Origin of the sequence: Oceanispirochaeta sp. (assembly GCF_027859075.1) — a bacterium.
Lineage (GTDB): Bacteria > Spirochaetota > Spirochaetia > DSM-2461 > DSM-2461 > Oceanispirochaeta.
Map to the genome: position 1 here is coordinate 1 of NZ_JAQIBL010000208.1, position 10,737 is coordinate 10,737.

9 protein-coding genes are annotated in these 10,737 nt (G+C 45.3%); 1 reads left to right on the plus strand and 8 read right to left on the minus strand.

Translation table 11 applies throughout. The features are described 5' to 3' along the window. The 5 genes from PF479_RS11570 to PF479_RS11590 form a co-directional block, all read right to left on the minus strand. Window positions 1–554, minus strand: a 554-nt coding sequence (locus PF479_RS11570; protein ID WP_298006577.1) for a glycerol-3-phosphate acyltransferase, incomplete at its 3' end; no start/stop codon positions are given. A 47-nt stretch (window positions 555–601) separates the two neighbouring features. Continuing rightward, the gene (locus tag PF479_RS11575; RefSeq protein ID WP_298006580.1) at window positions 602–2,203 is read right to left on the minus strand and encodes a DAK2 domain-containing protein; all 1,602 of its coding nucleotides are present in this window, start codon (window positions 2,201–2,203) and stop codon (window positions 602–604) included. Window position 2,204: 1 nt separating this feature from the next. Continuing rightward, window positions 2,205–3,080, minus strand: a complete 876-nt coding sequence (locus PF479_RS11580; RefSeq protein ID WP_298006583.1) for a DegV family protein — start codon at window positions 3,078–3,080, stop codon at window positions 2,205–2,207. A 12-nt stretch (window positions 3,081–3,092) separates the two neighbouring features. Continuing rightward, window positions 3,093–4,304 (minus strand): iron-sulfur cluster-binding domain-containing protein, encoded by a 1,212-nt coding sequence (locus PF479_RS11585; RefSeq protein ID WP_298006587.1) that lies wholly within the window; start codon window positions 4,302–4,304, stop codon window positions 3,093–3,095. After that, a complete protein-coding gene (locus tag PF479_RS11590) occupies window positions 4,301–5,827 on the minus strand; it encodes an NAD(P)/FAD-dependent oxidoreductase (protein ID WP_298006590.1) in 1,527 nt (508 codons plus the stop codon). The genes PF479_RS11585 and PF479_RS11590 overlap by 4 nt, the downstream gene beginning before the upstream one ends. A gap of 100 nt (window positions 5,828–5,927) precedes the next feature. Between PF479_RS11590 and PF479_RS11595 the strand changes: the two genes are divergently transcribed. After that, window positions 5,928–7,664: an ABC transporter ATP-binding protein gene (locus PF479_RS11595; RefSeq protein ID WP_298006593.1), complete on the plus strand. Its 1,737-nt coding sequence runs from the start codon at window positions 5,928–5,930 to the stop codon at window positions 7,662–7,664. Here the strand turns inward: PF479_RS11595 and PF479_RS11600 are convergent. The 3 genes from PF479_RS11600 to PF479_RS11610 all read right to left on the minus strand — a co-directional run. Then, window positions 7,610–9,931 carry an EAL domain-containing protein gene (locus PF479_RS11600; RefSeq protein ID WP_298006596.1) on the minus strand — a complete coding sequence of 774 codons (2,322 nt, stop codon included), beginning with the start codon at window positions 9,929–9,931 and terminating at the stop codon, window positions 7,610–7,612. The genes PF479_RS11595 and PF479_RS11600 overlap by 55 nt on opposite strands. Window positions 9,932–10,052: 121 nt before the next feature. Further along, window positions 10,053–10,391 (minus strand): ferritin family protein, encoded by a 339-nt coding sequence (locus PF479_RS11605; RefSeq protein WP_298006598.1) that lies wholly within the window; start codon window positions 10,389–10,391, stop codon window positions 10,053–10,055. Window positions 10,392–10,533: 142 nt separating this feature from the next. Beyond that, window positions 10,534–10,737, minus strand: a 204-nt coding sequence (locus PF479_RS11610; protein WP_298006601.1) for a hypothetical protein, incomplete at its 5' end; no start/stop codon positions are given.

The window sequence follows — 10,737 nt, forward strand, 5'->3', positions numbered from 1 at the left end:
ATATGCGCAAAAAGGGGAATGTTTATAAAGGGATTCAAACCCATTGTCAGAAAAGGTGTGAGAGTGACAAACAGTATCGGTGTCCACTGAGAGAGCTTATGTTTTGTCTTTTTAAAGAAAATAAGGACGATAATACCGCTGATGAACATGGAAATCAGGTATTCTACAGGGATAAAAAAAAGAGAGACTCCCTGCATGGTGCCGATCCCTCCTCCTCCCTTGAACCCGAAGAAAACTGGTTTACAGTGTCCCAGAACAGCCGCCATTCCTAAAAGATACAAGAGGGCGAAGTTCAGATTATTTGTTTCCTTAAAGTAAAGGAGATGGAAAAGAATGAGGGGGGCCATGGCTTTAAAGGCATCCAGAAATCCAACAAGGAATCCCCATGGTTTACCTACAGAACGCATAACATTGGAGGTCCCGGGGTTCTTATTTCCCATGGTCCTGATATCTTTTTTACTGACCAGACGGGTCACCAGAATGGCATAATTCACACTGCCCGAAAGATAAGAAATGATCAACCCGGTCACTGAGATGATGATAAATTGAAACATCAGTAGAATCTCCTTTAGCTGTTTAACAATTATTTATCCCCGATTATTTATTCCAACGAGACGATCAGGTCTTCCCTGGATTGTCCTCCAAAGAGGGTTTCAATTTCAAGGGATTCATTTTGATCGATCAGAAAGGAAAGTACATTTTTCATGCAGGACGAGTCAAAACTCAGGCCGGTAAAAAAGGAGATATTACTGAGAAGAGCCAGGTCAAAATGTTTAAAACTTTCCTGGATAACTCCTTCCCGGGAAGGTCCAACCGCCAGAATATCTCCTGAGGACAGGGAGAAAAAATCTCCTCTTCTGATATCAACATCTCCGAAGCGGCTGTCCATAGAACTTTCAAAAAGAGAAAAGCTCTGTACGAACTCCAGGCAGTCATTCATGTTCCTGGCATTCTCGGCTATGGTATCGTTCTCACTGAATCCGTACATGGCGGCGATACCCTTGGCAACACTCTCTGTCGGAAGGATGGATACCGCCTTCTCGCAGCTTTCCCGGGCCATAATAGCTGCCGGAATAATATTTTTATTGTTTGTAATGATGATGATGTGTTCGTTATTAATCCTATGCAGAGCCTCTGAGATTTCCCGGGCGGAAGGCAGTTTCTCGTCATAGGAGAGAGCATACTCGGCACCCAGATTCCGGAAGATCACTGTAAAACCATCTCCCGGGACACACACAAGTACAGCATTATCCGTGGCTTCCGCCTTCTTGTTGAAAAGGTTCACCTGATCCTGCATGTCCTCAATTTTTGTCTTTTCTATGACTCCGAACTTCGACAGATATTCGATGATCTCATCGGGATCATTCGTATGAATGTGCAGTTTGAGAAGTTCCGACTCATTGACCAGGGCAATACTGTTTCCTCTTTCTCTTAAAAATATTCTCAAATCTTCAGGGGGAATTTCCTGATCGGTCCTGACCAGAATTTCCGTACAAAACCGAAAACTGATTGTATTCATTTCTTCCGAAGCAGAAGGTTTTTCTGGAGGAAATCTATAGTCATCTTCCTTTTCTTCAACTGGTTCAACCCCAGTCAGACCCGAAAGAAATCCATCAAAAAGAAGGATAAAGCCGAGAGCTCCTGAATCGATCACACCAGCCTTTGCCAGGACTGGGAGTTCACGGGGGGTGTTTTCAAGAGCAGCCCTGGCTGCAGACAGGGCACCGGAAAAAATAGTCCGGATATCCACATCTGCCACGGTCCTCATATATTCACTCATGGCGGCAATGATGGTAATCATGGTTCCTTCTGTTGGTGAAAACAGAGAGGTATTGACCAGAAAAGACCCCTGAGAGAATCGATCTCCCAGTCCAGCCGAAGAGATGGCATTCTGGTTTTCCCCGGCATCAGCGAGTTCGGCAAAAAACCCGGCAAAAAATCGGGCCAGAATAAAACCGGAGTTTCCCCGGCTGTGGTTATTGAGTTCTTCACAAAAGATACGGGCAATATCACTCAGAGTCGCCGGATTATATTCCTCCAGTCTGGAAACCGCGGCCTTCAGACTGCTGGACATATTGGATCCCGTATCACCGTCAGGAACAGGAAAAACATTCAGGTTATTCAATATCCTGTGATTTTTTTCCAGGTGATGCGAGGCTTTTACAAAAGATTCCTTGAGTAAATCAGCATCAATGCTGGTCATTTTAAAATTCCTTGTCATCCTGTAAAATAGTATAGCCTATGTCATAAAAATCCGGCCCCGCATGGGGCATATTACTATGATTTGTATAGTGGATTTCGGCATGAACCTTAAAATCCTGCTCTTCCAGGAGGGCTTTTAAATGGGCCGCTTCCTTCTCGTGGGGCCCGATGACAGATAGAACGGCCCTCAGGGCGGTGCCCTTGTTTGCAGCCATATCTTCACAGATCATTTTAATGAACCTTTGATTGGCCTGGGTGTAATTTTTCACTTTCCCGATTGATTTCAGGACTCCCGGCTGTTCAGAAGATCCAAGGAGGGCAATGATCTTCATGGCCGTGCCCATGACGGCCTTAGCCAGTCCGATTCTGCCGGTTCTATGAAGGTAAAAAAGATCATATACCACACCCAGATGCCGTGTATTGGCTCTTGTTCTCAGGATATATTCTTTCAATTCTTCATATTCCATCCCCCGATTCAAGGCTTCGCCAGCCTGCTGGACAATCACTGAGTAGGCCCCGGTCAGATGCTGGGCATCAATATGCACAATATCCAGGTCTTCAAACTCGGTCAGGAGTTTGTTGATCACCGCAATGGTTGCCGTAGAGGCTTTACTGCTCTGATGAAGGGAGATGATCTTCTCACCCTTGTGCCTGAGGTAGATTTCACGAAGATCCTCTTCTCTTAAACCCGAGGTGGTGACCTTATTATCCTTGTCCTTGAGAAGCAAGCGGAGTTTATCCTTAGCCTCCCGGCTCATGTCCATGGAAACAGGATATTCCTCACCGTTTAAAAACAGGGGATATTCTGCAACTTCCACCCCGAGTTCCTTGACGGTAGGGGGTTCCAGCTGCAGGGCTGAATCGACAACTAATACCATTTTTGACTCCTTTCAAGACGAATATTTATGAGGATTATCAGGAATCCTCAGGGTAATAGGACTCAGAGGATAAGAGACACAGGGATGAATCCATCCGAATTTCCGGTCGGCCATCCGGAGACCGGTTAGGCCAGGATCAACCGCAATTTCTCCTGAAACCAGCTGACTGCGGCACCAGCCGCACTCTCCGGATCGGCAGAAAGCCGGAGGTTCCAGCCCATGGCGCTCCATTGACGTCAGAAGAGTCTCTTTGGAAGAGGCACTGATACGGACTTCCAATCCCCGGATGAATACATTCAATTGATAGTCCGTTTGGGTAAGGGAGTGCTTCGTACCCTCACCATAGTTCTCTCTCCTGAAATATTTTTTTCGGAGTGAAAAATCGGAAAGGACTTTTTCCATATGCTGGTGAAGTCCCGGAGGGCCGCAAAGAAAGAAGGAATGACTGCCATCAGTCATTGCTCCCAGCTCTTTCCGGATCAACGGGGCATCAATAAAGCCGCTGTATCCCTGCCAGGAAGAAGGACTTTCCTGAACGACCGGAACCAGGGTCAATCGACCGGGGTTCTTCTCGGCGAGAGTCTCAAAATGTTTGGCAAAGGCATAGTCTTCCAGATGGATCATACCATAGAACAGAGTCGCCTTCAGTTCCTTGTGATTTTCCAGCTCTTCCGTGAGGATAGATCGGAAGGGAGTAATCCCCGACCCACCGGCGATACAGACCAGCTGGGAGGCATCCCGTAATGGTTCATAATAAAAAGCTCCCTGTGGGCCGGAAGCGGAAAGGGAAGATCCGGGAATCCAGTTTCTGAAGACGGCATCACTGAAAAATCCGTCATTCACCTTATCTTTCCGTTTGATTGAAATGTCGTAATAATTACCTTCCCGAGATTCTCCGGGGGAAGATGAGATGGAAAAGGGCCTGTTGAGGATCATCCCCTCCTCTTCAAAGGACAGTACAAGATACTGTCCGGCACGGAAGGATGCAATTCTATTTCCCGGAGTCACAGGCACAAGACGAAAAGTCTTAATATCCGGACTTTCCTCCAGGAGAGACTCAATAATAAGATCCTGTCTTGCAGGATGGAGTGTCCGGGAAAGGGTATTGATATACCCTTGTTCCAGCCTGTGGGCTGAAGCAGCATTAAATATCTTTTTCCTTAGTTTTATATGTTTCCCGAAGGCAAGCAGATCGATCAGGCTGTTTTTAATAACGACTTTCAAGATACAGCCCCCTTGGGAGATAAGGCCCTTTCAACCGCCGCCCGGCCGGAGAGGATGGAACTGCCGTATCCATGAGACCGATAGGAGTAACCGCCGCAAAACTGGAGTCCCTGAATATAGTTCTCTTCCTGGAGGGACAGAGCCCGGGGGAGGATGGCATCCCAGGGTTCGGGCTCATAACCGTAGACCAGTCCGTTGTAGGAATCGGTGTACCGGGCAAAGGTCTGGGGAGTGGCTATTTCTATCTCTTCAATATGGCTGCGCAGATCCACGCCGGTCGCCATTTCAAACTGAGTTATCATGATATCGGCAAGGACTTCTTTGGACTGGACATAGGTTTCGGGAGTCACCTCCCTCCAGGCATCAGCGCTTTGTCCCGCCGCCATGGAGAGGATGGTCGTTCCCGGAGGAGAACAATCCGGATTGGCTGCATTCAGGCAGACCGCCGCCTGCATCAGCTCGGTACTATGGATATCATGAATGGTATCATACAGCCTGGACGTATCCATGTGAGGAGCGATGAAATAACTGTAGTCCTCCAGACCCAGGGTCTTGTAATCGATGTCCAGGCCCAGATAAACAACCACCAGACTGAACCCGTGAATCCGGGAGTTTACATTTTTAAGAGCCATCTCGGGTATGGACGAGACGGGGGAAATCAAAGTGTTGAATACCCTGGTGGGGGATGTATTGCAGATCACATTTTTAGTCTGAATGATTTCTCCCGAGGCCAGCTTCACCGATTGGATACGGTTCTGATCCACTTCAATTTTATCGACTCTGCTGTTGAACCAGACAGACCCTCCCAGGGCTTCAATTTTTTGAATAAAAGCCGAGGCAATTTCATGAGACCTGTCTTTGGGAATGACCGCCCCGCTGGCAATGTAGGAATTCAGAAGGGCCGCCCAGAGAGTAAAAGACATCCGGTCCATAGGGACACCGAGATAACACCAGTAGGCATAAAGGATATCCCGGGCCTTCCGGGGAACCTTCAGGACATCCGCCACCTCTTCCGCAGTATACGAGCCGGTACGGATAAAATTTCCGTGTTTTCTCAGCAATTCCAGGTAGTTCAGATCATCCTGATGATTGTTCAGGTAGGCAAAAGAGTCCTGAACCTCCAGGCAAAGGGCCATGTAGTTGCTTACAGATTCCCTGCTTCCAGGCACTTCTTTTTCAATGACATCGATCAGGTTTTCTCTGCCGAAGGGCATACGCACATTCACATTTTCATCCGTCAGGATGACCCTGTAGGCTTCGGGAATGGACAGAAAAGTAATATCCAGATCGGCATCATCCTTTAAGTAGCGGATGACTCCCGAGGCCTCTTTAATTGATCTTAAATCGGGTAATTCATGAAGGGAGGGTTCAAACTCGAAGCGTCCCCGGACAAAACTGGAGGCATAACCTCCCGGGAGGTTGTGCTGTTCCAGAAGCAGAGTCTTCTGTCCTTTACGGCACAATTCAAAGGCAGCACAGAGTCCTCCCAGACCTGCACCCACAACGATGGCGTCATATTGCATAATGGAATTCAGTATATCAGTAAAATGATCAACCGTGTAATTTTTTACTCTCCGTTGAAATGCTGATTGGCAGAGCCGAAATCTTTGGTTATCATGGTGTATGATTAAAAAATTCATAGCCTATTACAGACCACACAATAAACTTTTTATTCTGGATATGTTCTGTGCGGTCTCGGCATCGGTGCTGGCCATTTTCTTTCCTTTTTTGACCCGGTCACTCCTGGCTACATCTCTTCCCTCAAAAAACATTCTCCTCATCAGGAATACCCTCATCCTGATGCTGAGCATATATATATTGAAAGCCTTTCTGACCTACATCCGGGTTAAATGGGGCCACATCCTGGGAGTCAGGATAGAGGCGGATATGAGGAAAGATCTGTTTGCCCATATACAAAAGCTGTCCTTCAGCTACTTTGACAGGGTGAAAACCGGGCACCTCATGAGCCGTATTTCAAACGATCTCAGTGTCATCGCCGAGGTAGCCCACCATGCTCCCGAAGACCTGATCATCTCCATTATCATCCTCATCATGGCCTACATCATGATGTTTGTTTTCAACACATCCCTGGCACTGATCTCCCTTATACCCATCCCGTTGATGCTCTTCTGGGGACTCTATATGGGTAAGAGATTAAGGAAAGGATTCCGAACTATCCGAAAGGAAATAGCCGATATAAACAGCACTGTTGAAAACTCGGTTCAGGGTATCCGTGAGGTCAAATCTTTTGCCAATGAATCCATGGAGAACAATAAATTCCATAAGACAAATAAATCCTTCAGAATAGCAAAGGAAGTCATGTATCAAAGGATGGCGCGGTTCCATTCCATCATGGACTTTCTCCGGGAAATCTATTATTTCTGCATCATTGCCGGAGGTACTGTTTTAATTTTTCGGGGAGAACTGGCACTGGTGGATCTACTGGCTTTTATTCTCTATGTGGGGGTGATTCTCCCGCCTATCGACAGGCTCATTAATTTTACGGAACAGCTGCAGGAGGGAATGTCTTCCTTCGAACGCTTTCAGGAGATCATGGATCTCGAGCCGGACATCAATGACAAAAAGAATGCTGTAGACCTGATGACCCGGGGCGCAGCCCTGACTCTTGAAGCAGTCAGCTTTAAATATGATAAATCTCCCGACTGGATACTGAAAAATATAAACTTAGAGGTCGCACAGGGAGAAACCATTGCCCTGGCGGGTGAATCAGGAGCCGGAAAGAGCACTCTCGCCGCTCTGATTCCCCGTTTTTATGAAGTACTGAAGGGGACGATACGAATTGACGGTCAGGATATAGCCTCTGTGACCCAGAGCAGTCTGCGCAAAACCATAGGCATCGTTCAGCAGAATGTTTTTCTTTTTGACGGTACAATTTCAGAAAACATAAGTTATGGAAAACCCGAAGCCTCAGAGCAGGAGATTGCCGCTGCCCTGGCCATGGCTAATCTGGATGAATTTGTAAACTCCCTGCCTGAAGGCCTGGAGACACAGGTAGGAGAACGGGGAGTTCTCCTTTCGGGAGGTCAGAAACAGCGCATCTCTATCGCCCGGGTTTTTCTAAAAGACCCGAACCTTCTGATTCTGGATGAAGCCACTAGTTCACTGGACAATGAATCGGAAAGTCTGATTCAGGAAGCCCTCTGGAATCTCAGCCGAAACAGAACCACCCTCATCATTGCCCACAGATTGTCCACCATCATGAAGGCAGACAGAATCTATGTGATGAAGCAGGGAGAGATCGTTGAACAGGGTTCCCATCAGGAACTCCTGGCACTCAATGGATATTATAAATCATTGGCAGACAAGGGGACACTGACCGCAGCAGATCCTCGGGATTGATCCTCAAATAGAAGGAGAAACTCCTTAGGGGGAACGGGCTTACTGCAGAAATATCCCTGATAGTAGAAGCAGCCCATAGAACGCAATTTATCAACCTGACTTTTCTCCTCCACCCCTTCGGCAATGACATCAAGGTTAAAATGCTGGGCAATGCTGAGGATTGTTTTAATAAGGATATAATCATCATGATCCGTCAGAAGATTACACGTGAAAAACCGGTCTATTTTCAGCTTGTTCAAGGGCAGGCGTTTTAAATAACTCAAAGAAGAGTAACCCGTACCAAAATCATCCAGAGCAAACTGAACACCGAAATCCTGCAGTTCCATTATTTTTTTTACTGTATTTTTGAAATCCGAAATAAGAATGCTCTCTGTGATTTCAAGAACAATGTTTTCATGAGGAATGTGGGTTTCATTCATTTTTATTTTCATGTTTTTTACAAAATCAGCCTGCATAATCTGTTTGATGCTTATATTAATGGAGACATACTCCAGTGCAGGACTACCGTCTTCAAACCATCTGTTATAGTCAGAAAAGACTCTATTGATAATCCAGTCTCCTAAAGCCACAATCTGACCGGAGCTTTCGGCAGTTTGAATAATACTCTCAGGAGATATAAACCCACGCTCTTTATGATCCCATCTTAAAAGAGCTTCGGCGGCAACAATTTTCTGATTTTCAAGACTGACTATAGGCTGATAAAACATTTCAAGTTCATCATTATTTATTGCCGATGCTAATTCCTGTTCCAGCACCAGTTGATTCAGCATTGATTCATCCATACTGGAATGATAAAAGCTGGTCCTGCTTCGGCCGGTTTCTTTAGCATTGTACATGGCCGTATCTGCCGATTTTAATATATGATCTGCTGAATGATTTTCTTTAGAAAAAATATAAACACCGATGCTTGTTGAGATTTGAATATTATAGTTCTCGATGACTATGGTCTCAGCTAAAGTTTCATGGATTTTATTGCTGACAAGATTGGTGAAAACCACCGTTTCATTGGCACTGCCTGTCAGATTAGGCAGAAGGATAACAAATTCATCTCCTCCCAGCCTGGCGATCGTATCTTCTTCACGGAGCAGCTTAATTAATCTCAGTGCTACTTCCTGCAGGAGCAAATCTCCCACACGATGCCCCATTGTGTCATTGACTAATTTAAACTTATCCAGATCCAGAAACAGAATGGCTCCCCGATGATGGTGCCGGTGAGCTGCCTTAACCGCCTGCTTCAAGCGATCAATCAAGAGCTGTCTGTTGGGAAGATCCGTGAGTGAATCATGAAAAGCCTGATATTCTATTTTATTCAGGATCCCTTCTTTCTCGGTATTATCCTCAAGAATACAGACTCCTCCGATCAGCTCTCCCTCACTCCCGATGACTGGAGAAGTTTTTAAAGAACAAACAATATCAATATCCGAGTTCAAGGTATGATAGGGACCCTCATAGCTGCCCGTTTCTTTCTTTAAAATACTGGTTAAAGCAGGAACAACTCTTTGATCATGAAGATTGTGCATGGATAGTCCGATGAGCTTATCCGTGGTTGTTTTCAGAATACCGGAGAAGCTTTCGTTACAATTCTGAATGACAAGGTCTTTGTCATAATAGAGGATTCCAATGGGAGCCTCCTTGAATATGGCTTCAAATCTCTGTTCATTCAGGCGTATTTTTTCCTGATTCATTAGGTTCTTGAGTTTTAATCTGAGATTCTGACTGATCTGCCCGGAAAGACTTGATACCAGAAAAATCAGAAAGGCATCATAAAATAACAGAGTGACCAGTATCTCAAGATAAAATTGATCATGGTGAAAAAAGGTAGCTCCAATCAGGGGGAGGAGAATCATCTGGAGGTACAGCATGGCAAGATAGAAATTGGCTGTCAGATTGATCATGCCCCCCGTGGCGAATCCGACAAGCAGAATAGAGAGGAACAACCCTGTTGCCGAATCTATAACAGGAAGTAGGATCAGAGTCAGGAGCCCCCAGAGTCCCGAAGAAAATACGAGTCCAGCAATATAAAGAATGTTTCCCATTGAAGAATATTTATTGATAATACGTCTTCGGGCTAAAAGATATAGAATAATTCTGCCAATATTCACGATCCAGATAAGGATTACATAAAAAAGGACTCTATTGAGAAAATCACTGTTCCTGAAAACAAAGATCAGGACGGAAGATACCAGAAAGTTGGCTGTTATGGCTGATGGAAGATTATTGAATAGCAAATCAGTACGTGATTTTGAAATAAATGAATCTTTGACCATAAAAATCCTTATTTTGTATTAAGAGTTTGATCATGTTAATGGCAGAGAGGTCTAATATCAAGTGATAATAGAGGTCTCCCGGGAAATGATCCCGGGAGACCTCTATTTTTAGAAGATTTTTTTAATTATCCCCTTGAATATCCTTGTCATAAAGAGATTCAAAATGATGCCGGTGGTTCTCTTCTTCCGTCACCAGCCTGTCAAAGATCTGACGGATTTCATCATCCTGAGCCTGATCCCTTAAAGCACTATACAGAAAGGCTGCCCGCTCTTCCTTTTTCATGGCGGCAACCAGAATCTGCTGGTAGCTCATGTTTTCATCGGGCTCCACATCATGGAGATAGTCTGCAAGCTGTAAATTATCGGGTATGGACTGGGATAATTTTTCTATGGAATGACGTTTTTTAACCCCTTCCAAAAGGTGCACATGTCCTACTTCCATCAGTTCAAACTCTTTCAATACTTCTTTCTGGGGAGCAAAACGCGCTTACCCCTGAAGGAATTGATAAAACATAACCGCATCCTTTTCACGGCTGATGGCAAAATCCAGAACTTCATCAAATGTATTTATCATTGGAACTCCAGTATTTATTCAATTAAGGTCAAAGGGCCCGAAAGTATTTATCGATTCCCAGTGCAGCAGCGTGTCCGTCGGCAATGGCACTGACCGCATCTTTGACTCTGTTGGCAATATCACCGCCGGCAAATATCTTCGCATTTCCAGTGCGGGAAAGATTATCTATAACTACATTATAGCGCTTGATCTCTACTCCATCAAATCCTTCTTCAGGAAGGAATGTGTATTC

Excerpts from the sequence above, each read along its gene's own strand:
- PF479_RS11600 (WP_298006596.1), bottom strand. The coding sequence starts at position 9,931 with ATGGTCAAAGATTCATTTATTTCAAAATCACGTACTGATTTGCTATTC.
- PF479_RS11595 (WP_298006593.1), top strand. The coding sequence starts at position 5,928 with ATGATTAAAAAATTCATAGCCTATTACAGACCACACAATAAACTTTTT.
- PF479_RS11580 (WP_298006583.1), bottom strand. The coding sequence starts at position 3,080 with ATGGTATTAGTTGTCGATTCAGCCCTGCAGCTGGAACCCCCTACCGTC.
- PF479_RS11590 (WP_298006590.1), bottom strand. The coding sequence starts at position 5,827 with ATGCAATATGACGCCATCGTTGTGGGTGCAGGTCTGGGAGGACTCTGT.
- PF479_RS11575 (WP_298006580.1), bottom strand. The coding sequence starts at position 2,203 with ATGACCAGCATTGATGCTGATTTACTCAAGGAATCTTTTGTAAAAGCC.